The sequence below is a fragment of the Streptococcus sp. CF10-1 genome, from assembly GCF_024295825.1.
In the GTDB taxonomy this organism is placed as follows: domain Bacteria; phylum Bacillota; class Bacilli; order Lactobacillales; family Streptococcaceae; genus Streptococcus.
Genome location: NZ_JANCPQ010000001.1, coordinates 304,759 through 329,527, shown reverse-complemented (window position 1 = coordinate 329,527; position 24,769 = coordinate 304,759). Strand labels below are relative to the sequence as shown.

Below are 24,769 nucleotides of genomic sequence, written 5' to 3'. Positions count from 1 at the left end.
TTTAAATTTTTTCCAATGCCAAGCGCAAATCTTCAATCAAATCCTCTACATTTTCAAGACCGATAGACAAGCGGATTTGGTTTGGTGTTACACCTGCTGCTTCTAGATCTTTTTCTGACAACTGACCGTGAGTGGTTGTCGCAGGATGGACAACAAGAGATTTGGCATCTGCCACGTTCGCAAGGTCAGAGAAGATTTCCAAATTATCAATTACCTTGCGAGCTTCTGCCTCTCCGCCTTTAACATGGAAGGTAAAGATTGAACCAACACCTTTTGGCAAATATTTCTCAGCCAAGGCATGATAAGGACTGTCAGCTAGTTTTGGATAATTTACCTTCTCTACCTTAGGATGGTTGACAAGGAAATCAACAATTTTCTCTGCATTTTGCACGTGACGTTCAACACGAAGGGAGAGAGTTTCAACCCCTTGGAGCAAGAGAAAGGCATTAAATGGTGACAAGGCAGCACCTGTATCACGAAGCAATTGAACACGAACAGCGATAATAAAGGCTGCAGCACCCACGTCACGAGTATAGCTCAAGTTATGGTAGCTTGGGTCTTCCTCAACAAATTGAGGGAACTTCCCTGAAGCTGCCCAGTCAAAACGACCGCTATCGACAATCACTCCTCCAATAGTCGTACCATGTCCACCGATAAACTTAGTTGCTGAGTGAATGGAAATATCTACACCGTGAGAGAAGACGTTAATCAAATATGGTGTGGCAAAGGTGTTGTCCGAAACAAGTGGAATCTGGTGTTTATGCGCAATCTCAGCTAATTTTTCCAAGTCGGGAATGTTAATCAAGGGATTCCCTAAGGTTTCAATCAAGACAAGTTTGGTATTGTCACCGATAGCTGCTTCAACTTCCTCCAAATTATCCACATCTACAAAGGTAGTTGTGATTCCATAACGAGGAAGGGTTTCCTTCAAGAGGTTGAAGGTCCCACCGTAAATAGTTGACGCAGCCACCACATGGTCACCTGCGTGAGCAAGCGCCAAAATAGTGTAGGTTACAGCAGCCATCCCTGATGCTGTCGCTAGTGCTCCAACACCACCCTCAAGAGCAGCGATTCTTTCTTCAAATGCCGCTGTTGTAGGGTTGGTAATACGAGTATAGATATTCCCTGGTTTTCTCAAGGCAAACAGATCGGCACCTTCTTGCGTGTCATCAAAAACGAAGGATGTTGTTTGATAAATCGGTACTGCACGAGACTTAGTTGCCGGATCAACTACTTGCCCAGCATGTAATTGTAGGGTTTCAAATTTAAAATCACGAGTCATATGACGACCTCCAAATAGCTTCATTAGGGATATTGTATCATCTTGGGCTAGTCTTTTCCAATACCGTTTTTCTATATTTTGATATAAGGAACAACTATGACTAGTCTTACATATCAAACAAAAAAGCACGATTAACTCGTGCCCGTTTTTTAATCGACATAAGTATCTTCGTTTTTATTGAGGAAGGCGTATGGCAAGCCCATCAAGAGACCTCCTCCGATAAAGTTTCCGACAAAGGTTACACCCCAGTGACGAAGAATATTAGGTATGTCAAAATTAGCAATTGAATCTGCTGCAACACTAAACTTAACAATCGCAAAAGAAGCAAAGTTCGCAGCAATGTGTTCGTTTGTTAAGAATACAAACATGTAAATTGCTGACAAAACAAGCCAAAGTTTGGCCCCACCATCTTTCACCAAAACAAATGAAAGAATGGCAATGTTTACAAAGATATTGGATAAAATACCTTCAAGCAAGACTAACTCATTGGAACGGCCTAACTTCATCTCTACAACTCCTGAAATGAAGCTATCATGTGTTAGATTTGCATAGGCTGCTGAGTGGGCAAAGCCCCAACCTGCTATCAAAGCTCCGATAAGGTTGAACAAGGTACAGTAAAGTAAAATCTCAGCTGTTTTTCTCCAAGAGATTTTCTTCAAGAAACTACCTGCTGTCAAAAACATCATATTTGAAGTTACCAGCTCAGCATTTAAGAAAACAATGTAGGCCAATCCCCAAGCAAAAACAAATGGGAATAGAAAACGTCCACTACCTGGAGCGATCTTATTAATCAAGTCAGCCCCAACTGCACCTGCAGCCGTACTAAATGTTAGAAAGGCACCTGCAAACATGGAACGAATCGCATACTTAAACTTACTTTGGCTATAAAGGCTTTCTTTCTTCTTGCAAGCAAATTCAATCTTTGAAATAAATTCTGAAGAGACCATAAAAAACTCCTAAACTTTTATTTGTGATAATTATAACATAATTCTTGTTTTCTAGAAAGCGTTTTCTGTAAAATTCTAAAATATTTATCTTAAAAATCTTTATCCTAAGCCTTCCTATCCTTTTTCATAAGAACTATTTTGATCCTATTTTGTTGACATAAAAACCAGTGAAATAGCACTTCACTGGTTCATTCATTCTTAATAACGTTGTCTATACGGTTGATTAAAGGCCTTCAAAATATCCTCAGAAGTCTCAGAATAAGCTTTTGATTCTTTAAAGATTCCTTTGACGATTATACGCTCGGTCGCATTATAATCAACACAGGTAACCAAAGTAATCTCCTTTACGCCATCACGATCTTCGATTTCATCTACGCGGTCAGGTGTGACATGTTTAACTTCTGTAATCTCATAAGTATAAACTTTATCCTTATCCGTCAGGTAAATTTTCATACCTGCTTTGGCATTGACCAAAGGTGAGAAGAGCATTTGACTGGCATTTTCAGCAGTAAAGATATGGTGACTGGCTAGAGAATAGTTCCCTTCTCCCATTTTTTGATCAGGTTTCATGGTCCCTGCTCCGTAGAACAAGTTTACATTGTCCAACCCTTTGAAAATAGGAAGGTTAATCTCTACTTCAGGAATAGCAATACCTCCAATAACAGGAAGTTTCTGAGCATCCCATTGTGAAGCCAATACAGCTTCGGATGAAATAGACTTAACAGAGTCAAAATCAAAATTTCCCTCGGATTTTAAATTTTCATCTATATTTTCCTTAGTGACTTGATTGACTTGGTATTTATTGGTATTCCAGACCAAAAAGATATCGCGAATCTTTGAATTAAAAATCAAGGCTAAGGAAAGAAGAATTAAGAAACCCGCTAAAATATTGATAAATAGATTTCTGCGCTTATTTTTCTTACTCTTTTTATTTTTCGTTTTTTTATGAGACATTATTCTGCACCTTCTGTTTCAATTTCAGTCCCAACTTCTTCTTTTTCTGCCGCAGCAACCGTTGTAAAGGTCACAATCTTAGCATCCTGATCTAGACGCATCACCTTAACTCCCATAGTTGAGCGTCCAGTTTGTGAAATATTGGCAACATTTGTACGGATCATGACACCTGTATCTGTGATAATCATCAGGTCTTCATCCCCCTTAACAGTGAGGAGACCTGCCAGAGGGCCATTCTTCTCAGCAACATTGGCTGTCTTCATCCCTTTACCACCACGGCCTTTAGTAGGATATTCAGTAGCAAGTGTACGTTTACCGTATCCTTTTTCAGTGATAATAAGAACCTCATCTTGGTTTGTAATCACGCTAGCGCCAACTACTGTGTCCCCTTCACGAAGATTGACTCCTCGAACACCAGTCGCGATACGGCTCATACCACGAACAGCTGATTGATTAAAGCGAACAGCATAACCAAACTTGGTACCAATGATAATATCCGTATCTTCTTCTGTCAGCAAGACATTAATCAATTCGTCTTCGTCCTTGAGATTCAAGGCTTTAAGTCCATTTTGACGAATATTAGCGAACTCTTTGACACTGGTTCTCTTCACAATACCGTGACGAGTTGTAAAGAAGAGATAGGCATCATCACTACGTTCAGACTCAACGTTGATGATGGTCTGAATACTCTCACCTTCGTCCAACTTCAATAGATTGACAACTGGCAAGCCCTTAGCAGTACGACCGTATTCAGGGATTTCATAACCTTTTAGTCGGTATACGCGTCCTTTATTGGTAAAGAAGAGCAGATGATCATGGGTGCTGGTTGAAACCAACTCACGCACAAAGTCATCATCCTTTACACCCGTACCTTGAACTCCACGGCCACCACGTTTTTGTGCGGTGAACTCACCTTGGTCCAAACGTTTGATATAACCCTTGTTAGATAGGGTAATCAAGACATCCGTTTCTTCAATCAAATCTTCATCTTCAAGAGTTAAGACTTCTCCAATCATCAACTCCGTACGACGCTTGTCACCAAACTTGCGTTTGACTTCGTCTAGCTCCTCTTTGATGATTTGCGCCACGCGCTCAGGTTTGGCAAGAATATCAGCCAAATCTGCAATCAAGGCAATCAATTCATCATATTCAGACTGAATCTTATCACGTTCCAATCCTGTCAAACGACGAAGACGCATATCAAGGATAGCTTGACTTTGACGTTCAGAAAGCTTGAACTTGCTCATCAACTCAGCTTGCGCTTCCGCATCTGTTTCACTGGCACGAATGATACGAATCACTTCATCAATATGGTCTAGCGCGATTAAAAGACCTTCTAAGATGTGCGCACGCGCTTCGGCTTTTTCCTTGTCAAAACGAGTACGGCGAACAACCACTTCTTTTTGGTGCTCGATATAAGCATCCAAAATTTGACGAAGGGACAAGATTTTTGGCACACCATTTTGAATCGCCAACATGTTGAAACCAAAATTGGTTTGCATCTGGGTCATCTTGAAGAGGTTGTTAAGGATAACGTTGGCAGACGCGTCGCGTTTAACTTCGATTACAAAGCGAACGCCTTCACGGTTGGACTCATCACGTACGGCTGTAATGCCCTCAATTCGTTTTTCCTGAACCAAGCGAACAATATGCTCATGTACCTTGGTTTTATTAACCATATAAGGGAATTCCGTTACCACGATACGCTCACGACCCGTCTTAGTGGTTTCAATCTCTGTACGAGAACGAAGGACAATGGAACCTTTACCAGTCTCATAAGCCTTATGAATACCTGATTTCCCCATGACAAGAGCACCGGTTGGAAAATCTGGACCAGGCAAGACTTCCATCAAGTCCTTAGTCGTCACTTCAGGATTATCCATAACCAACTTCACTGCATCAATGGTTTCACCCAAGTTGTGAGGTGGAATATTGGTTGCCATCCCAACAGCGATACCCGTTGCTCCATTGACCAAAAGGTTTGGAAAACGAGCCGGCAAAACCAAGGGTTCACGTTCGTTAGCATCGTAGTTATCTACGAAATCAACGGTGTTTTTATTGATATCACGAAGCATTTCAAGAGCAATCTTGCTCATACGTGCTTCTGTGTACCGCTGTGCGGCGGCACCATCCCCGTCCATAGAACCAAAGTTTCCATGCCCATCAACAAGCATGTAACGGTAGCTCCACCACTGGGCCATACGAACCATGGCTTCGTAAATTGAGGAATCACCGTGTGGGTGGTATTTACCCATAACATCCCCTGTAATACGGGCTGACTTTTTATGAGGTTTGTCTGGTGTAACACCTAGTTCATTCATTCCATAAAGAATACGACGGTGAACAGGTTTTAAGCCATCTCGAACATCAGGAAGGGCCCGTGCAACGATAACGCTCATGGCGTAGTCGATAAAGCTGGTCTTCATCTCCTTTGTCAGATTGACATTCACTAAATTTCTATCCTGCATTCATAAATGCCTCATTTCACTATTAGTAATTAGATATATTATACCATAATTCGTCCTTCATTTCAGTCTTTGAAAACCACTAAAACGTTTACATCGATAACCGAATAGAATATTCGTGACAAAGCTTTTCAAAAGTGATAGAATGAAAGTGTCTGGGGATTCCCCTAAAAAAAATGAAGGAGATGTTTAGATAATGACTTCAACTAAACAACACAAAAAAGTGATCCTTGTTGGTGACGGTGCCGTAGGTTCATCTTACGCTTTCGCACTTGTTAACCAAGGAATTGCACAAGAGCTTGGAATTATCGAAATTCCACAATTGCACGAAAAAGCTGTTGGTGATGCGCTTGACCTTAGCCACGCCCTTGCCTTCACTTCACCTAAAAAAATCTACGCTGCTCAATACTCTGACTGTGCAGACGCTGATCTTGTTGTTATCACTGCAGGTGCTCCTCAAAAACCAGGTGAAACTCGTCTTGACCTTGTAGGTAAAAACTTGGCTATCAACAAATCAATCGTAACACAAGTTGTTGAATCAGGTTTCGATGGTATCTTCCTTGTTGCAGCTAACCCAGTTGACGTTTTGACTTACTCAACTTGGAAATTCTCTGGATTCCCTAAAGAACGTGTTATCGGTTCAGGTACTTCACTTGACTCAGCACGTTTCCGTCAAGCGCTTGCTGAAAAATTAGATGTTGATGCTCGTTCAGTTCACGCCTACATCATGGGTGAACACGGAGATTCTGAATTTGCGGTTTGGTCACACGCTAACATCGCTGGTGTAAACCTAGAAGAATTCCTTAAAGATACTCAAAACGTTCAAGAAGCTGAATTGATTGAATTGTTCGAAGGTGTTCGTGACGCTGCTTACACAATCATTAACAAAAAAGGAGCTACATACTACGGTATCGCAGTAGCACTTGCTCGTATCACAAAAGCAATCCTTGATGACGAAAATGCAGTACTTCCACTTTCAGTCTTCCAAGAAGGTCAATACGGTGTTAAAAACGTCTTTATCGGTCAACCAGCTGTTGTTGGTGCACACGGTATCGTTCGTCCAGTAAACATCCCATTGAACGATGCTGAAACTCAAAAAATGCAAGCATCTGCTAAAGAATTGCAAGCTATCATTGATGAAGCATGGAAAAACCCTGAATTCCAAGCAGCTTCTAAAAACTAATGAAAAGAAGGTTCTCAAACATGGGAACCTTTTTCTTTTTGCCCCAAAAATGCCCCAAAGCAATAAAAAAAGCCTACTGACCAAGCTAGAAAGCTTGATTCAATAGGCTTTTTGAAAATTCATTATTTAACAGCGTCTTTAAGAGCTTTACCAGCTTTGAATGCTGGAACTTTAGAAGCTGCGATTTTGATTTCTTTACCAGTTTGTGGGTTGCGACCTTTACGTGCAGCACGCTCACGAACTTCAAAGTTACCGAAACCGATCAATTGAACTTTTTCACCAGCTGCAAGGTATTCAGTTACTGCTGCAAATACAGCGTCAACTGCTGCTGCTGAATCTTTCTTAGTCAATTCTGTAGCTTCTGCTACTTTAGCGATCAAATCTTGTTTGTTTGCCATGTTAACAAATCCTCCAAATAATTTCTAATTAACAAATATAATCATATCCTAAAATCGGCTATAGGTCAAGTCAAAAACACTATTTTGACCATTTTTTCTCTATTTTTTTAGGAATTGTAGCGAATTAGAATTGCCCAAGCATTCTCTCCAGTATGAGTTTGAATAATAGAGCCAGTTTCCAATACAGAGATTGGCTTCTCAACATAAGGTTGCAATAATGCCTTCATCTCATTCGCCCATTCGTTCGTTCCAGCATAGGAAATTCCAATTTCTGCAACTGATTTTTGGGAAAGAGTATTGGTTAATTCTTCAAGCCACTTTTTGAAAGTTTTCGCTCCACGTCCTTTGGCGATTGGTTGGAGTTCGTGGTTCTTCATCTGCATTACTACACGAATGTTCAAGAGTGAGCTTAGTAATCCTGTCACACGTCCAATACGACCACCCTTAACTAAGTTTTCTAGCGTCGAAACACCGATATAGAGTTCTGTATGATTTTTGACGTCCTCTACATGAGCCAAGATCGTTTCTAAATCTTTACCTTCTTTAGCAAGTTTTGCGGCTTCAACAACTTGGAACTTCATCGCTTGATCTGTAAAAGAACTATCAATAACCGTTACATCAGCAGTTGAGAGGCTTGCCCCTTGGCGAGCAGCTTCCACAGTTCCAGACAAGGCATGGGACATGTGAATGGCGATAATTTGACTGCCATCTTTACCTAGTTCTTCAAAGACCTCAGCAAACACTCCTACAGGTGGCTGACTTGTTTTAGGCAGATTCTTACTTTGTTGCATAAGATGAAGGAATTCTCCCTCTTTCAAATCTGCATCCGAATAAAGAACACTATCAATCATAACTGATAGAGGGACAACGGTGATATTTAATTCTTTAACTACTTCTGGTTCGATAGTAACAGAAGAGTCCGTTACAATTTTTACTTGTGTCATAATTCAATCTTTCTATTCTTCTTGATAGGATTGGGATTTTCTCCTTTATTATATCAAAAAAATGATAAAAAATCATAAGTGATTCGATGAAAAGAACTGAATTTTTGGTATAATCTATCTATAGAAAAGTGAGGAACAGCCATGATTCGAAAACTTCAACCGATTATTACTATTATTCTTGGAGCTGCTATCTATGCCTTTGGTCTTACCTACTTTGTTGTTCCTTATCATTTATTTGAGGGTGGGGCGACAGGTATTACCTTGATTACCTACTATCTCTTTAAGATTCCTGTCTCATTGATGAACCTCTTGATTAATATCCCTTTATTTATCCTGGCTTGGAAGATATTTGGACCTAAGACCCTCTACTCCAGCCTTCTAGGATCTATTTCACTTTCCGTTTGGCTAGCAATCTTTGAGCGCATTCCTTTGCACATCGACTTGCAAGGGGATCTCATCATTGTCGCTTTAGTCTCAGGAGTCTTACTAGGGGTTGGTTTAGGAATTATCTTTAATGCTGGTGGAACCACTGGTGGCTCTGATATCGTTGCCCGTATCCTCAACAAATACACTAATATTTCGATTGGTAAATTGCTCTTTGGGATTGACTTTTTTATCCTGATGTTGATTTTGATTATCTTCCAGGACCTTCGTCTAGTTACCTATACCCTCTTGTTTGACTTTATCATCGCTCGTGTTATCGACTTGATAGGCGAAGGAGGTTATGGTGGTAAAGGATTTATGATTATTACCCAATATCCTGATCAATTGGCCAAAGAGATTAACGATGAACTCGGACGTGGCGTTACCTTTATATCTGGTCAAGGATACTACAGCAAAAAGGATTTAAAAATTATCTACTGTATCGTCGGTCGAAACGAAATCGTTAAAATGAAAGATATGATTCACAAAATTGATCCTCAAGCCTTTATCACCATCACTGAGGCTCATGAAATTCTGGGTGAAGGATTTACTTATGTGAAAGATTAAAAAAGCTGGGAATTCCCAGCTTTTATTCTTCTTCTGCGAGGGTTGAATGGCGGAACCCGTAAGTAAAGTAAATGACTAGACCAACTAAAAGAGCAATGCCAAAGGCAATCCAGGTATCTAAACTATATTGAAGCATAAAGGAAACACAGATAAGAATGGAAAGAATTGGCAAAAGTGGCACCAAGGGAGTTTTAAACTCTCCCTCTTTTGGCATCCCCTTATCCTTTCTGAGTTTTATAATTCCGTAGGCTAGCAAAATCAGATAAGCTAGCGTACAAATATTTAAGAAGGCTGCAATACTAGCTAGAGGAAACACTCCTGCAGCAATGGCTGAAACAACTCCTGTTAAGAGAGTCGCATTTTTAGGAACGCGACTAGTCTTGCTTAATTGTTTGAAACTTTGAGGTAAAAGTCCATCACGTGCTAAGCTATAAATCATCCGAGACAAAGCATAAGTCATAGAGATACATACGGTTATCAGGGTTAGAATGGCTACAAGCGAAACATAATTTGCCGCCCAGCCGATACCAATACTCCGTAATGAAAATGCTACTGCATCGTCCACATTGAGCTTACTGTAGTGAACAATCCCTGTCAATACTAAGGTTACCAAAGCATAGAGAATGGTGACGATTGTCAGAGAAAGGACAATTCCGCGGGGAATATTTTTTTGCGGACTTTGAATTTCATCAACTGCCATGGAAATAGACTCAAATCCGAGAAAACCAAAGAACATCAAAGATGCACCCGCCATAATCCCAGTACTTCCACCATATAGTTGACCAAAACCAAATGGAGCAAAATTCGTCCAATTTTCTGGCTTAATGTACCAAACACCAACTAGGATAAATAAGGCGAGAGCTGAGAATTTCAAGACCACTAAAAGCGAATTAAATCTCAAAGCTGACTTAGAATTTAATAAAACCAATCCCGTTACCAAGGTAAGTACTAAAATAGGCAGAAGATCGATATAAGTTCCCTGTTCAGGATTAAAGGTTCCATTCAAGGCTTGCGGCATGGAGATACCATAATTACTGAGCAATCCCTTAAAGTAAGCTGCCCAGCCAGACGCCACACCTGAAACAGCCGTCATGAATTCCATAATGGTCAACCAGCCAGCAATCCAGGCTGGCAATTCTCCTAGAATTGCATAGAGGTAACTATAAGCACCACCAGTAGCAGGCACACGAGAGGCAAATTCTGCGAAAAAGAGAGCTGAAAGAGAAACACACAGGGCAGAAATCACAATGGAAATCACTAGTGATGGACCAGCTAGGGTAGCCGCTGCTGTTCCTGTAATGGTGAAAATCCCCGTCCCCACCATAGCACCTATTCCTAAAAGAATCAAATCCCACAATTTCAAATGGCGATGCATCTCTGTCTGTCTCAGACTCACATCCTTGGTTCTAAAAATATTCATACTTCATCTCCACTAAATGTAATTGTTTTATTTTACCATATAAAAGTTTTTTTGTGAATATTTATTAGGTACTTATTTGAAAAAAATTCTGAACAGAAAGGATTCCTGTTCAGAATTTGCATTTTTACCCACTGATTCTTTCAATTAGTTACTCATCAAGCGAGTAAGCTCAACAGTACACTCCATTGAAAGGTTTTGGGGATTTGGGATTTTAAACTTCAAAGTAAGGGAACGGACGGTCACTATCTAAAGGACGATTTGGAACTTCTTGTTCCAAGATAGCACGCCAACCAGATACCAATTCTTCAAAAGTCAGTTGTGCTTCTGGAGAAGCTGTTGTCAGCTTCCGACCAAACCAAGCCATGGTTGCAGTTTCAAACTGAAGCATTGCGTATTCAATGACTGGAACCTTCGCTTCTTCGTAATTTTCATTTACTGCTTGAGCTACCTCTGGTGCTTGAGGAAGTAGTTGATTGCTAATCTTAGCGACAATACTTTCATCCATCTCTTTCCACGAAAGGAGCTGACCGTTTATTTGATAAAAGAGCTCAAAAGTTTCTTGGTTTTCTTTGAAATTAGCGAGAACAAAAGCACGTTCTACTGCCTCAGGACCACCAACAGCTTTTACAGCGTTTATCAAAAGAAGCTCTTCCGTTTGTCTCCAATAATCATCAGCTTCTTCTGCAAGATCAATTGTAAAAGGTGGAACAATTTCCTCAACAGGAATTTCGCCTTTATTTGCTTTTTCGACATTACCGAATAATTTTTTTAAAAATCCCATTTGCTTCTCCTTTTTCTTTTATCCGACAGAACCTTCCATTTCATAGCTAATCAAGCGGTTCAGCTCAACTGCATATTCCATTGGTAGCTCTTTAGTGAAGGGTTCGACAAATCCCATGACAATCATCTCGGTTGCCTCAGATTCTGACAATCCACGACTCATGAGATAGTAGAGTTGTTCCTCTGAAATCTTAGATACCTTGGCCTCGTGTTCCAAAGCAACTTGCGAGTTGTGAATTTCATTAAACGGAATGGTATCTGACGCTGATAAGTCATCCATGATAATGGTATCACACTCGATGTGAGAAACAGATTTCTTAGAGTTCTTGTTAAAGGTTACTTGTCCACGATAGTCCACCTTTCCTCCGCCTTTAGCAATGGATTTAGACACGATAGACGAGCTTGTATGTGGAGCGTTGTGGATCATCTTGGCACCCGTATCTTGGTGTTGCCCTGCATTGGCAAAGGCGATAGAGAGCATGGTTCCACGCGCTCCTTCTCCATCAAGGTAAACAGACGGGTATTTCATGGTTGTTTTAGCACCCAAGTTACCATCAATCCACTCAACAGTCGCATCTTTCAAAGCTTTGGCACGTTTTGTTACCAAGTTATAGACATTATCAGACCAGTTTTGGATGGTTGTATAACGCATATAAGCTCCGTCCAAAGCGAAAATTTCTACAATGGCAGCGTGCAAGCTGTTACTTGAATAAGTTGGCGCTGTACAGCCTTCTACGTAGTGGACGCTTGCTCCTTCATCAACAATAATCAAGGTACGTTCGAACTGACCTGTATTTTCGTTGTTGATACGGAAGTAGGTTTGAAGCGGAATATCTACCTTGACACCTTTTGGTACGTAGATAAAGGTTCCACCCGACCATACTGCTGAGTTGAGGGCAGCCAACTTGTTATCAGTCGGTGGTACCAACTTCGCAAAGTATTGTTTAAACAAGTCTGGGTATTCCTTGAGGGCAGAATCTGTATCTGTAAAGATAATTCCTAACTTCTCAAACTCTTCCTTCATGTTGTGGTAAACCACTTCTGACTCGTACTGGGCAGAGGCACCTGCTAGATAAGCACGTTCAGCTTCTGGAATCCCGATACGTTCAAAGGTCTCTTTGATTTTTTCAGGAACTTCATCCCAAGAACGGGCAGGTTTATCAGAAGGTTTTTGGTAGTAGATCAAGTCATCAAAGTCAATCTCTGACAAGTCTGCTCCCCAGGTTTGCATTGGCATTTTTTTGAAGGTTTCATAAGACTTCAAACGGAATTCTAACATCCACTCAGGTTCCCCCTTAGCAGCTGATAGTTCACGAATGACATCTTCGTTCAATCCTTTTCCTGTCGATAGGACAGGCTCTACATCATCATGGAAACCAAATTTATATTCACCAAGGTCAATTGGTTTTGGTTCTACTCTTTCTTCAGCCATAATATCCTTTCTTTCATTCTTCATTTCTACTGATTCATAAGACAAAAGAAATTTGTCTTACTGATTTTCTTGATTTTCAATTGTTTTCTTCAAGGCGTTCCAAGCTAGAGTTGCACACTTGATCCGTTGCGGGAATTTGGCAACACCTGATAAGAATGCCGCGTCTCCAAGTTGGTCTTGACGCTCATCCTTTTGACCTTGAACCATTTCAGAAAAGATGGTTGCAAGTTCTAGAATTTCTTGTTTGGTCTTGCCCAAAACAGCATCTGTCATCATACTAGCAGAAGCAGTTGAAATCGTACATCCTGAGTTTAGAAAAGCGATATCTTCCAAACGGTCCTCTGCATCAAACTTGACAGAGAGGTTGATGACATCCCCACAGGTTGGATTATTGAGGCTGATTTGCTCAGCGTCTTCTAACTTCCCTTGGTGATGTGGATTTTTCGAATGGTCTGCCACCACTGCCATATAAAGGCTATCTAGTTTAGAAAGTGCCATTGAAAAACTCCTTTGTCTTTTGTAGGGCATCGACTAGCTTGTCACAATCTGCCTTGGTATTGTAGATATAAAAACTTGCACGAGCAGTTGCTGGGACTTCTAAATACTGAAGCAAGGGTTGGGCACAATGATGGCCCGCACGAACGGCTACTCCCTCATAATCCAAAGCAGTCGCTAGGTCGTGAGGATGGAGATCACCTAGGTTAAAGGCAATAACACCCGAACGTTGAGCCAAATCCTGTGAACCATAAATGGTCAGTCCTTCAATCGCCTGCAGTTTTGGATAGACGTAGGCTATCAATTCTTGTTCATGGGCTTCAATAGCATCCATACCAATCTTTTCAAGATAATCTACTGCCGCAGCAAGTCCGATAGCACCCGCCATATTTGGCGTTCCAGCCTCAAATTTCCAAGGCAATTCCTTCCAACTAGCAGATTGCTCGTAGACAAAATCGATCATCTCACCACCAAATTCAATTGGTGACATTTGCTCCAGATATTTTTCTTTGCCGTAAAGGACACCGATACCAGTCGGACCAGCCATCTTGTGACCTGAAAAGGCAAAGAAGTCCACATCCAAGTCCTGGACATCAATCTTCATATGAGGTGTAGATTGAGCTCCATCCACCACCATGATGGCTCCAACTTGGTGAGCCATTTGAGTGATTTCTTTGATAGGATTGACCACTCCTAGGACATTTGAAGCATGAGCTAGCGAAACAAACTTGACCTTGTCAGTCAATTTAGAACGCAAGTCATCCATATCCAGAGCTCCATCCTTGAGATAGACATAGACAAGCTCTGCTCCAGTCTTTCGGCAAGCTTCCTGCCATGGAATGATGTTGGAATGGTGTTCCATGATTGAAATCAAGACCTGGTCATCTTCAGTCAAGATTTCTTCAGCATAACGTGCTACCCAGTTAAGACTGGTTGTCGTTCCTCTAGTAAAGAGAACTTCCTTTGTCGAACCAGCGTTGATAAACTTACCAATGGTTTCACGAGCAGCTTCATAAGATGCTGTCGCACGCTCTGCCAAAGTATGAACCCCACGGTGAACATTGGCATTGTCCTGCTCATAGTAGCGGTTGATTGTTTCCAGAACTGCTAGTGGTTTTTGTGTCGTCGCAGCATTGTCCAGATAGACCAGAGGTTCATCGTTGACAATCTGGTCTAAAATTGGAAAATCCTTGCGAATCGCTTCTACATCTAACATAGGCTTCCCCTTAGCGTTTTGACAATTTTTCTTCGATGGTTGCAATCATTTCATCACGAACTTCTTTGACTGGAATCTCAACGATAACAGAGCCAAGGAAACCACGAACAACCAAACGCTCTGCTGTTGCTTTGTCCAAGCCACGGCTCATAAGGTAGTACATATCTTCTGGATCTACTTGTCCGATAGAAGCCGCGTGACCTGCAGTTACGTCATTTTCATCAATCAAAAGAATTGGGTTGGCATCTGAACGTGCTTGGTCTGAAAGCATGAGAACACGGCTTTCTTGTTGTGCATCTGCTCCTTTAGCCCCCTTGATGATGTGTCCGATACCGTTGAAGGTCAAAGTTGCTTTCTCAAGGATAACCCCATGTTGGAGAATATTTCCGATTGAGTTGCAGCCGTAGTTAGTCACTCGAGTATCAATCCCTTGAACCTGGCGGCCGCTTGAAAGAGCTATGACTTTAAGGTCAGCATGGCTACCATTTCCAATCAAGTCACTATCAAAGTCCGCAACGACGTTTCCTTCGTTCATGACACCAATCGCCCAGTCAATGCTTGCATCGTTGGCCAACTTACCACGACGGCTAATGTAGGCAGTCACATTTTCGCCTAGACGGTCAATCGCTGCAAATTTCACTTGAGCGCCAGAACGTGCAATGACTTCCACTGTGATATTGGCAGTTGCTTTGGCATTACCTCCACCTCGTGACTCTAGACGTTCAAGATAGCTTATTTTAGAGTTTTTACCAGCAATGATAAGGATATGCTTGTTAAATGGCACATCGCTATCGCTGTCTTGGTAGAAAATACCTTCGATTGGTTCAGCAATCTCAACATTATCAGGAATGTAGAGAACAGCACCACTGTTAAAGTAAGCTGTGTGGTAGGCTGCCAACTTGTCATCGTCATACTTAACAGATGACATGAAGAATTCCTCGATAAGTTCTGGAATTTCTTCTAAAGCTGAGTGAAAGTCTGTAAAGACAACACCCTGTTCAGCCAATTCAACTGGTGTTTGTTCAAAAACAGTTTGCGTTCCTACTTGCACCAATTTCAAGTGATTATCTAGCGCAGTAAAATCTGGAACATTTGCTGAAGGTTCACTTTCTGTGATAGTTCCATCTCCCAGATTCCAGCGGTGAAATTTGACACGCTCGATAACTGGTAATTCCAAACTCTCAATCTTATCAAAAGCTTTTTGACGGAGGTCTGACAACCAGCTTGGTTCAGCGTGCATTTCTGAAAAAAGTTTAATAGTTTCTTTAGTCATTTACTTCTCCTAAAAGATACGAGGGAATTACAATTCTTCCTTGTAGTCGTAGCCAAGTTCTTCAGCTAGTTTTGCGTATCCTTCACGTTCCAAACGGGCTGCCAATTCTGGACCACCAGAAAGGACCACACGACCTTCCATCATCACGTGTACCACGTCTGGTGTGATGTAGTTCAAGAGACGTTGGTAGTGAGTGATGATCATGGCACCAAAGCCTTCACCACGCATGGCATTGACACCTTTAGATACAACTTTAAGGGCATCAATATCAAGACCTGAGTCAATCTCATCCAAAAGGGCAAATGTAGGTTCCAACATCAAGAGTTGAAGAATTTCATTACGTTTTTTCTCACCACCAGAGAAACCTTCGTTGAGGTAACGCTCTGCCATTTCTTCTTTCATGTTGAGCAATTCCATTTTCTCATCTAGTTTAGTGATAAACTCACGAACTGAAATCTTTTCATCATCTTCTTTACCAGCATTCATGGCTGCACGAAGAAACTCTGCGTTAGTAATTCCTGGGATTTCTGATGGGTACTGCATAGCAAGGAAAAGTCCCATACGCGCACGTTCGTCCACTTCCAACTCAAGGATATTTACGCCATCAAACAAGACCTCACCTTTGGTAACTTCATAGTTAGGGTTCCCCATGATAGCGGCAGAAAGAGTCGATTTACCAGTACCATTTGGTCCCATGATAGCAGCGATTTCTCCTGTTTTCAGAGTCAGATTGACCCCTTTCAAAATTTCTTTTCCTTCAATCTCAACGTGAAGATCTTTGATCTCTAATACTGACATGATAGTTCCTTTCTTTTTCTGGCCTACTCCCTTTATCCTTAGAGAAATCACTTACATTTCTCAAAAAATACAAGAAAAGGTCCATAAATATACTCTACTAGTATAACAAAAAAAAGCCTAAAAGGCTTTGATTTTGTTTAGAAGCTAGTGACTAATCCTTGCGGTTTAGGTGCTGATCAATAGCATCTACTATTTTCCCCATTACATAACTTAACCTAAAATTTCGAAAAAGTAGAATGGCCCAAAAGGCTGCCATGAAATAGCGACCAGTCATCCAAGCTTCATTGAAAAAATAAGTCTCAGCAGCGGTAAATAGTGCTATCACGATAAATTGTTGTCTAGTCATAGGATTATTGTACCATGAAATCCACTTTTAGTCTTCTTCGACCATGACTTTATCAGCCAGAAATTCAAATCCCTCTGGAATCAGGCTCTCTTCTTCTACCTCTTGATCTGCTTGAGAAGACTTGTTTTTAGCTGAAAATGCTGCACGAACCTCTTTCCATTCCTCTAGGGAAATTGCCAGGATTTCAGGTGAAAATCCAGCCGCCTGGCTGAGAATATTGCCAAACATGGTATTGAGGTTATCCCGTTTCATGGTTTGCCCAGCATTGAAATTAGACTCAAAAGCTAAAATAGCATGGTGTTCGTTTGCTGCAACTGGCTGAGAACCAACAAGCAAAGCCTTATCAGGACCAGCTAAGCTTTCGATTACCTCTCCCCATGCATTCTGTAGGCGAATCAAGTTTTGCCGTGCCAATTCAGGATTTTCAACAGCTTCTTGTAGGATAGCCTGAACCTTATTACGGTCTACTCGATAGACAGTCTTGGAAGTGGCTGGACGGCTAGAGATTGGCGCCACTTGTTTAGGAGCTGTTCCAACATTAGCAAGTTCTTGTTTGAGACGAGCGACTTCCTGTCTCAGTGCAGAAATCTCACCTTCGACAGCTTCTGAAAACATTGGTTCAGGCTTAATCTCCGCTAAACGAATGGTCATCATCTCAGCATAAATCTTAGGTTGTAGACTAGCTTTCATATCCGCCAAGCTCACAGTCGCTATTCGAATCATTTCAAAGAGACTTTCCTGAGAAAGAGCTAGATTGTCCATAAAAACTGGACTATGATGAGTATTTTCGCCACCTGTCTGAACAACTAGTAAATCACGCAAATACTGCAAGAAATCCGTCACAAAACGAGTCATGCTCTTGCCATTTTCAAACAAAAGATTCAAAGAATCAAGTGCTTTTGAAACATCCTGCTGAGACAAGGCGGCTACATAGTTATCAAGTGCTGATAGACTAATGGTGCCTGTAATCTCTTCAGAGATGGCTGTGGTCAAAGCATTCCCTTGAGTCAAACTCAAGGCTTGGTCCAGAATAGACAAGGCATCCCGCATTCCACCTTCAGCTCGTCTGGCAATGATTTCCACAGCATCTGGTTCAGAACTGATATTTTCTTTTTCTAAAATATGATGAATATGTGCTGTGATATCTTGCGTTCGAATCGATTTAAACTCAAAACGTTGGACACGCGATAAAATGGTTGCTGGAATCTTGTGCAATTCGGTGGTCGCCAAGATAAAGACAACATTTTGAGTTGGTTCTTCCAAAGTCTTCAAAAGCGCATTAAAGGCTCCTGTAGACAGCATATGAACCTCGTCTATGATATAGACCTTATAACGTGCTAAACTAGGTGCATAGGTAGATTTATCACGAATTTCTCGGATTTCATCGACTCCATTATTTGAAGCCGCATCCATTTCGATAACATCTTCTAAGCTACCTTCTGTCACTGCTTGGCAGATATAGCAGTTATTACATGGTTCTCCGTCCACTTGGTTGGGACAGTTCATAGCCTTGGCAAAAATCTTGGCTACACTGGTCTTCCCAGTCCCACGAGGACCCGAGAAAAGATAAGCATGACTAATCTTTTCCTGCTCGACCGCTTGTTTTAGGGTTTTAGCTACAACTTCTTGACCTACTAGTTGTGAAAAAGTCTGGCTTCTATATTTTCGATAAAGTGCTTGATACATTAGGCTTTCTCCTCAAACATCGTAAAGTCCCATTCTGTCTTCTCAAGCAAAATAGCGACAAATTGTTCCAAGTAATCACGGTCAATGGCATTGTAATCATCAATAAGTGAAGAATCCAGGTCTAAGACACCCAGCAATTGACCATTCTTGAGCATGGGAACTACGATTTCACTCTTGGCCATACTATCACAAGAAATGTAGTTTGGATAGGTGCTCACATCGCCAACTAAAACAGTCTCTTGAAACTCAGCAGCTTCTCCACATACTCCTTTTCCAAGCGGAATGCGAATACAAGAAACACCACCCTGAAAAGGACCTAAAACCAACTCGCTACCATCAAACAGATAAAAACCTGCAAATACTGTATTCGAAAAGCGAGATTTTAGGAGGGCACTAGCATTCGAAAGATTGGCAAGAACATTGCTCTCACCTTCAAGTAAATAAGAGAGTTCCTCATTTAACAATTGATATTGTGATTGTTTTTCTGAATCTAACATAGAACTATTATATCAAAAATGGGAAAGAGACAAAAGAAAAATCCCTTGTTTTAAACAAAGGATTTTGCGATTATCAATTTGATTAAAGTTCGATATCACCGAACAAGTCAGCCATTGAGAATCCTGTTTGTGTTTCTGGAAGTTCGAAATCACGTTTTTCTTGACGTTTTGGACGACGTGGACGAGCAGCACGTTTTTCTTCTTTTTGTCCTTCTTCTTGAGCTGGACGCTCTTCAAGAGCTTTGATAGAAAGTGATACACGTTCTGCGTCAGCGTTAACATCAAGTACTTTAACAGTAACTTCTTGACCAACAGTAAGAGCTTCTTTTGGATTTTCGATACGTTTGTGTGAAATTTGTGATACGTGAACAAGTCCATCGATACCTGGCAATACTTCAACAAATGCACCAAAGTCAGTCAAACGTTTAACTGTTCCTTCTACTACATCACCTTTAGCCAATTTTTGTTCAACGCCATCCCATGGTCCAGGTGTTGTTGCTTTAAGTGAAAGTGATACGCGTCCTTCTTCTTCGTTAAGATCAAGGATCTTCACTTCGATTTCTTCACCAACAGTTACAACTGATTTAGGTGATACGTTACGTTCGTGTGACAATTCAGTCAAGTGAACCAATCCATCAACACCACCAAGGTCGATGAAAGCACCAAAGCTAGTGATACGAGCAACTTTACCAGTTACGACATCACCAACAGCCAATTTACCAAATACTTCAGCACGAGCTGCTGCAGTAGCTGCTTCAACAACTTCACGACGTGAAAGGATGAAGCGGTTTTCTTTAGGATCAACTTCCTTGATTTTAGCATCAAATTCTTGACCTACGAAACGTTCAGTGTTACGTACGAAACGAGTATCCAACATTGAAGCTGGGATGAATCCACGAACACCTTCAAATTCTACTGAAAGTCCACCTTTAACGGCACGAGTTCCTTTAACAGTAACAACTTCTTCTTCGCGTCCTACAAGTTTGTCCCATGCTTTGCGAGCTTCAAGGCGTTTTTTAGATACAAGGTATGTAACTGTATCAGTATCTTTACCAACTACTTGACGAAGTACAAGAACATCCAATACTTCTCCTACTTTCACAAAGTCATTAATATCTGCATCGCGATCGTTTGTCAATTCGCGAAGAGTCAAGACACCTTCAACACCAGTCCCAGAGATTGCAACGTTAGCTTGAGTCGCATCAACTGTCAATACTTCAGCACTAACAACATCACCAGGCTCAACTTGGCTAACGCTATTTAGCAAATCTTCAAATTCGTTCATCTAAAAAATCCTCCAACAATCAAGTTTTTCCAAACTTGACATACTTATAATTTTTTTCCTAAGCACCCGCAAAGACATGTTCATATCGTTCACGTCTTTCAATTATAAAAATAAAATACCCTAAGATATTTTTCTTTTTATCTTGAATTTATTACCTAAGAACTGGGGTAGCTGGATTCGAACCAACGCATGAGGGAGTCAAAGTCCCTTGCCTTACCGCTTGGCTATACCCCATTGATGAATGGAGAGAGAGGGATTCGAACCCCCGAACCCGAAGGAGCGGATTTACAGTCCGCCGCGTTTAGCCTCTTCGCTATCTCTCCAATGTTTAACGAGAACTATTATATCATGAAATTTTCAATAAAACAAGTATTATTTTGTCAAATTATAGTTTTCAATCAAAATTTCCACAGCTTTTTCAAGTTTTTTATAAAAACTATCGACATTTCCATTCTTTATGATGGCAAATTGGCTATCTAATTCGGCAATTTCCCCAATAACCTTTTTCCCGATCGTCAAAACGTATCCTTCATAGCTGTCTTTTCCAACAGTCACTTTTGCATCAGTTAATTGGATTTCAATTTTCTTATCTTTTTTACTCATACTGTACCTCTTTTCACTTTTTCTATTGTACAAGAAAATGCTCAAACTAGCAAGAAAAAACTCCATTTCAGCTATTACAACTGCTACGGAGCTCTTCTTTATTTCATGTCTTTTAGTCCACTTTGACAATCCATCCCTCAGGCGCTTCTACGTCACCAAATTGGATACCAGTCAATTCATCATAGAGTTTACGTGTAACAGGACCTACTTCCGTTTCACTATAGAAAACATGGAAATCATCGCCATGTTGGATACCTCCAATTGGCGAAATAACCGCTGCTGTACCGCAGGCACCTGCCTCTACAAAACGATCCAAATTATCGATTGGGACATCACCTTCAATCGGTGTCAAGCCCAAGCGGTGTTCTGCCAAGTAAAGCAAAGAGTACTTGGTAATGGATGGCAAGATGGATGGACTCAATGGCGTAACAAATTCATTGTCTGCCGTGATTCCAAAGAAGTTGGCTGAACCGACTTCTTCAATCTTTGTATGTGTAGATGGGTCTAGGTAGATAACATCTGAAAATTGGCGTGACTTGGCCATTTTACCTGGGAGGAGACTAGCAGCATAGTTTCCACCTACCTTGGCCGCACCTGTACCATTCGGAGCTGCACGGTCGTATTCATCCTGAATCAAGAAGTTGGTTGGGACTAAACCACCTTTAAAATAGTTACCAACTGGCATAGCAAAGATGGTGAAAATATACTCTTCTGCTGGTTTAACCCCAATAATATCCCCAACACCAATCAAAAGTGGACGAAGATAAAGGGTTCCACCTGTTCCATATGGTGGGACGTATTCTTCATTTGCACGCACAACTGCTTTACAAGCTTCTACAAACATTTCTGTCGGAACTTGTGGCATCAAGAGACGGTCGCAAGTACGTTGCAGACGCTTGGCATTTTCGTCAGGACGGAACAGTTGAACGCTACCATCCTTGGTACGATAGGCTTTCAATCCCTCAAATGCTTGCTGTCCATAGTGGAGACTTGGAGAAGACTCTGAAATATGCAAGGTTGCATCCTCTGTCAATTCTCCTTGATCCCATTGACCATTTTTGTAGTGAGCGATATAACGGTAAGGTAATTTCATATAAGCAAAGCCAAGGTTTTCCCAATCAATTGCAACTGTCATGTGTTTCTCCTTTATACTATTCAAACTATGTGTTCTATTCTACACTTTTCTAGTAAAATTTCAAGTATTATTTGTAATTTTCTGAAAATTTTTTCAACATAAAAGAAATCAGCCCTCTGGACTGATTCTTTTTATGAATTTGTTTTGTCCTCTTTAAAGACTTCTTTGAGGTAAGCATCGAAAACTTCCTCATCTGAAATGGTATCTGAAATAAAGCTTCCATTGCTAGTACGTTCTGATAAGTTGAAGTCTTGCAATCGACTCTCATAGATTGTTCCCTTGTTAGATTGGACAAGCAACGTTTGGTCGTTTTCTTCTACTTCTGTACTAAAGAGATCACCAACAAAGCCTTGCTCAGAAACTGCACCTGCTAAGAAGACACGATGCGGTTTGTTTTTCAACTCACGCAAGACTTGTAGGCCTCGTTTGGCACGGCTGGTTGCTGGAATTTCGTCAATGGAAACGCGTTTTAAACTTCCACGTTGGGTCAAGAGGTAGAAGGATGAGGTGTTACAGATAAAGGCAGCTTGAAGTGCATCATCTGCTTTCAGGTTCATAGCCTTGACACCCGCAGCCTTGGCACCGACAACCGGAACCTCTTCGATATTGAAACGAAGGGCATAACCGTTTTGGCTAATCAAGAGAACATCATCTAGTTTAATAGGAGCCACTGCTACAATCTGGTCTGTCTCATCTTTTAGTTTAGCGTACTTGACAGATTTAGACTTATAAGTTCTCCATGGAGAAAATTCTTTACGTTCTACGCGTTTGATTTGACCAAGGCGAGTTGCTGCAAAGTAGGTTGTCGCATCTTCAAACTGGTCCACGACTTCCACATAAAGGATTTCTTCGTTCGTTTCAAAGTTTGTAATGGTCTGGCTCAAGTGCTCTCCGATGTCCTTCCAGCGAATATCTGCTAACTCATGGATTGGTCGATAAATGACATTTCCAAGAGTTGTGAACATTAAGAGGTGTTGCGTTGTCTTGGCAGATTGAACAAAGATCAAACGGTCATCATCACGCTTGCCAATTTCTTCCAGAGTGGATGCTGCAAAGGAACGTGGGCTAGTACGCTTGATATAGCCTGCCTTAGTCACGCTGACATAGGTATCTTCCTCGGCAATCAAACTAGCTGTATCAATCTCGATTACTTTCGCAGTATCTTCTAAAGTACTCAAACGTGGTGTCGCAAATTTCTTCTTGACCTCACGAAGCTCTTTCTTCATGAGATTATACATGGTGCGTTCATCGCCAATGATAGCCGCAAGCATGGCAATCTTTTCACGCAATTCTGCTTCTTCTTCTTGCAAGACAACCACGTCTGTATTGGTCAATCGATACAGTTGTAAAGTAACGATAGCCTCAGCCTGCTCTTCTGTAAAATCATAGCTAACCTTGAGGTTTTCCTTAGCGTCAGCCTTATTCTCAGAAGCACGAATAAGGGCAATAACTTCGTCCAAAATCGAAATCACGCGAATCAAACCTTCGACGATATGGAGACGTTTCTCAGCCTTTTCCTTGTCAAAGCGGGAACGTGCCAAAATCACTTCACGACGGTGGGCAATATAGCTAGACAGGATTGGCACAATCCCCACCTGACGAGGCGTGAAATTGTCAATCGCCACCATGTTGAAGTTGTAATTGATTTGTAGGTCGGTGTATTTGAAGAGATAGTTAAGAACGAGCTCGATATTAGCGTCTTTCTTGAGCTCGATAGCGATACGAAGACCGTCACGGTCAGACTCATCACGAATTTCAGCAATACCTGCCACCTTGTTATTGACACGGACATCATCGATTTTCTTGACCAGATTGGCCTTATTGATTTCATAAGGAATCTCAGTGATAACGATTTGCTCCTTGCCACCTTTTAACTTTTCAATCTCAGTTTTAGAACGAACGACCACGCGCCCTTTTCCAGTTTCATAAGCCTTCTTGATTTCGTCACGCCCCTGGATGATAGCTCCTGTAGGGAAGTCTGGTCCAGGCAAGAACTCCATGAGTTTGTCCACCTTGGCTGTTGGGTGGTCAATCATGTAAACCACCGCATCAATAACCTCAGCCAAATTATGCGGTGGAATATCTGTGGCATATCCAGCAGAAATCCCAGTCGAACCATTGACCAAGAGGTTGGGAAAGGCTGCTGGTAAGACAGTTGGTTCTTTCTCGGTATCGTCAAAGTTCCAAGCAAAGGGAACTGTCTTCTTTTCGATATCTTGAAGAAGATAACCAGCAATCTCAGACAAACGAGCCTCGGTATAACGCATAGCCGCAGGCGGATCTCCGTCCATAGAACCGTTGTTCCCGTGCATTTCAACTAGAATCTCACGATTTTTCCAGTCCTGAGACATACGGACCATGGCATCATAGATGGAAAAATCCCCGTGTGGGTGGAAATTCCCCATGATATTCCCGACTGACTTGGCAGATTTACGGTAGCTCTTGTCAAAGGTATTGCCATCCTTATTCATCGAATAAAGGATACGGCGCTGAACCGGCTTCAATCCATCCCGAATGTCTGGCAAAGCCCGGTCTTGAATGATGTACTTGGAGTAGCGACCAAATCGCTCTCCCATAATGTCCTCAAGGGACATATTTTGAATGTTACTCATATAGGATACAAAGCCCGTAAAATGCAAA

At 41.3% G+C, this 24,769-nt stretch carries 22 protein-coding genes and 2 tRNA genes; 2 read left to right on the top strand and 22 right to left on the bottom strand.

All coding sequences use genetic code 11. The annotated features are described in order from the left end of the window. Position 1 precedes the first annotated feature (1 nt). The 4 genes from NMM25_RS01685 to gyrA all read right to left on the bottom strand — a co-directional run bounded on the left by NMM25_RS01685 (position 2) and on the right by gyrA (position 5,651). The gene (locus tag NMM25_RS01685) at positions 2-1,282 is read right to left on the bottom strand and encodes an O-acetylhomoserine aminocarboxypropyltransferase/cysteine synthase family protein (protein ID WP_254735830.1); all 1,281 of its coding nucleotides are present in this window, start codon (positions 1,280-1,282) and stop codon (positions 2-4) included. 149 nt (positions 1,283-1,431) lie between these two features. Continuing rightward, complete coding sequence (locus NMM25_RS01680) at positions 1,432-2,229, bottom strand: formate/nitrite transporter family protein (RefSeq protein ID WP_254735735.1); 798 nt, start codon at positions 2,227-2,229, stop codon at positions 1,432-1,434. Positions 2,230-2,427: 198 nt separating this feature from the next. Continuing rightward, positions 2,428-3,183 carry a class A sortase gene (locus NMM25_RS01675; protein ID WP_049518810.1) on the bottom strand — a complete coding sequence of 252 codons (756 nt, stop codon included), beginning with the start codon at positions 3,181-3,183 and terminating at the stop codon, positions 2,428-2,430. Further along, positions 3,183-5,651, bottom strand: coding sequence for a DNA gyrase subunit A (gene gyrA, locus NMM25_RS01670; RefSeq protein ID WP_247931038.1), 2,469 nt, complete (start codon positions 5,649-5,651; stop codon positions 3,183-3,185). Before gyrA ends, NMM25_RS01675 begins: the two co-directional genes overlap by 1 nt. 193 nt (positions 5,652-5,844) lie before the next feature. Between gyrA and NMM25_RS01665 the strand changes: the two genes are divergently transcribed. Next, positions 5,845-6,831, top strand: a complete 987-nt coding sequence (locus NMM25_RS01665; RefSeq protein WP_000204722.1) for an L-lactate dehydrogenase — start codon at positions 5,845-5,847, stop codon at positions 6,829-6,831. A gap of 122 nt (positions 6,832-6,953) precedes the next feature. Here the strand turns inward: NMM25_RS01665 and NMM25_RS01660 are convergent, their stop codons facing one another. Then, positions 6,954-7,229 (bottom strand): HU family DNA-binding protein, encoded by a 276-nt coding sequence (locus NMM25_RS01660; RefSeq protein WP_001284636.1) that lies wholly within the window; start codon positions 7,227-7,229, stop codon positions 6,954-6,956. A 107-nt stretch (positions 7,230-7,336) separates the two neighbouring features. Beyond that, positions 7,337-8,173, bottom strand: a complete 837-nt coding sequence (locus NMM25_RS01655; protein WP_000195456.1) for a DegV family protein — start codon at positions 8,171-8,173, stop codon at positions 7,337-7,339. A gap of 141 nt (positions 8,174-8,314) precedes the next feature. Here NMM25_RS01655 and NMM25_RS01650 point away from each other — a divergent pair, with 141 nt between their 5' ends. Beyond that, a complete protein-coding gene (locus NMM25_RS01650; protein WP_000619788.1) occupies positions 8,315-9,163 on the top strand; it encodes a YitT family protein in 849 nt (282 codons plus the stop codon). Between the two features lie 22 nt (positions 9,164-9,185). Here the strand turns inward: NMM25_RS01650 and NMM25_RS01645 are convergent, their stop codons facing one another. From NMM25_RS01645 to parC, 16 genes are all read right to left on the bottom strand, one after another. Next, the gene (locus tag NMM25_RS01645; protein WP_254735734.1) at positions 9,186-10,583 is read right to left on the bottom strand and encodes an APC family permease; all 1,398 of its coding nucleotides are present in this window, start codon (positions 10,581-10,583) and stop codon (positions 9,186-9,188) included. A 211-nt stretch (positions 10,584-10,794) separates the two neighbouring features. Next, positions 10,795-11,364 (bottom strand): hypothetical protein, encoded by a 570-nt coding sequence (locus NMM25_RS01640; RefSeq protein ID WP_254735733.1) that lies wholly within the window; start codon positions 11,362-11,364, stop codon positions 10,795-10,797. Between the two features lie 18 nt (positions 11,365-11,382). Then, positions 11,383-12,795 carry a Fe-S cluster assembly protein SufB gene (gene sufB / locus NMM25_RS01635; protein WP_006151262.1) on the bottom strand — a complete coding sequence of 471 codons (1,413 nt, stop codon included), beginning with the start codon at positions 12,793-12,795 and terminating at the stop codon, positions 11,383-11,385. Between the two features lie 57 nt (positions 12,796-12,852). After that, positions 12,853-13,293 carry a Fe-S cluster assembly sulfur transfer protein SufU gene (gene sufU / locus NMM25_RS01630; RefSeq protein ID WP_057487172.1) on the bottom strand — a complete coding sequence of 147 codons (441 nt, stop codon included), beginning with the start codon at positions 13,291-13,293 and terminating at the stop codon, positions 12,853-12,855. Further along, positions 13,280-14,506 carry a cysteine desulfurase gene (locus NMM25_RS01625; RefSeq protein ID WP_254735732.1) on the bottom strand — a complete coding sequence of 409 codons (1,227 nt, stop codon included), beginning with the start codon at positions 14,504-14,506 and terminating at the stop codon, positions 13,280-13,282. The genes sufU and NMM25_RS01625 overlap by 14 nt, the downstream gene beginning before the upstream one ends. Positions 14,507-14,516: 10 nt before the next feature. Continuing rightward, positions 14,517-15,779 (bottom strand): Fe-S cluster assembly protein SufD, encoded by a 1,263-nt coding sequence (sufD, locus tag NMM25_RS01620; RefSeq protein ID WP_254735731.1) that lies wholly within the window; start codon positions 15,777-15,779, stop codon positions 14,517-14,519. Between the two features lie 27 nt (positions 15,780-15,806). Further along, positions 15,807-16,577, bottom strand: coding sequence for a Fe-S cluster assembly ATPase SufC (gene sufC, locus NMM25_RS01615; protein WP_000114489.1), 771 nt, complete (start codon positions 16,575-16,577; stop codon positions 15,807-15,809). 151 nt (positions 16,578-16,728) lie between these two features. Beyond that, complete coding sequence (locus NMM25_RS01610; RefSeq protein ID WP_000198269.1) at positions 16,729-16,923, bottom strand: DUF3272 family protein; 195 nt, start codon at positions 16,921-16,923, stop codon at positions 16,729-16,731. Positions 16,924-16,950: 27 nt separating this feature from the next. Continuing rightward, positions 16,951-18,609, bottom strand: a complete 1,659-nt coding sequence (gene dnaX, locus NMM25_RS01605) for a DNA polymerase III subunit gamma/tau (protein ID WP_254735730.1) — start codon at positions 18,607-18,609, stop codon at positions 16,951-16,953. Then, a complete protein-coding gene (locus tag NMM25_RS01600; RefSeq protein WP_000887145.1) occupies positions 18,609-19,106 on the bottom strand; it encodes a GAF domain-containing protein in 498 nt (165 codons plus the stop codon). Before NMM25_RS01600 ends, dnaX begins: the two co-directional genes overlap by 1 nt. A gap of 82 nt (positions 19,107-19,188) precedes the next feature. Next, on the bottom strand, positions 19,189-20,391 hold the full coding sequence (rpsA, locus tag NMM25_RS01595; protein ID WP_001001617.1) for a 30S ribosomal protein S1: 1,203 nt from the start codon (positions 20,389-20,391) through the stop codon (positions 19,189-19,191). A gap of 162 nt (positions 20,392-20,553) precedes the next feature. Beyond that, positions 20,554-20,625, bottom strand: a tRNA-Gln gene (locus NMM25_RS01590). Positions 20,626-20,633: 8 nt separating this feature from the next. Next, positions 20,634-20,714: transfer RNA gene (locus tag NMM25_RS01585), tRNA-Tyr, on the bottom strand. A 49-nt stretch (positions 20,715-20,763) separates the two neighbouring features. Next, positions 20,764-20,994, bottom strand: coding sequence for a DUF2969 domain-containing protein (locus NMM25_RS01580; RefSeq protein WP_000037107.1), 231 nt, complete (start codon positions 20,992-20,994; stop codon positions 20,764-20,766). 112 nt (positions 20,995-21,106) lie between these two features. Continuing rightward, positions 21,107-22,144, bottom strand: a complete 1,038-nt coding sequence (locus NMM25_RS01575; protein ID WP_284697408.1) for a branched-chain amino acid aminotransferase — start codon at positions 22,142-22,144, stop codon at positions 21,107-21,109. Between the two features lie 116 nt (positions 22,145-22,260). After that, positions 22,261-24,741 (bottom strand): DNA topoisomerase IV subunit A, encoded by a 2,481-nt coding sequence (gene parC, locus NMM25_RS01570; RefSeq protein ID WP_254735729.1) that lies wholly within the window; start codon positions 24,739-24,741, stop codon positions 22,261-22,263. Positions 24,742-24,769: the final 28 nt, after the last annotated feature.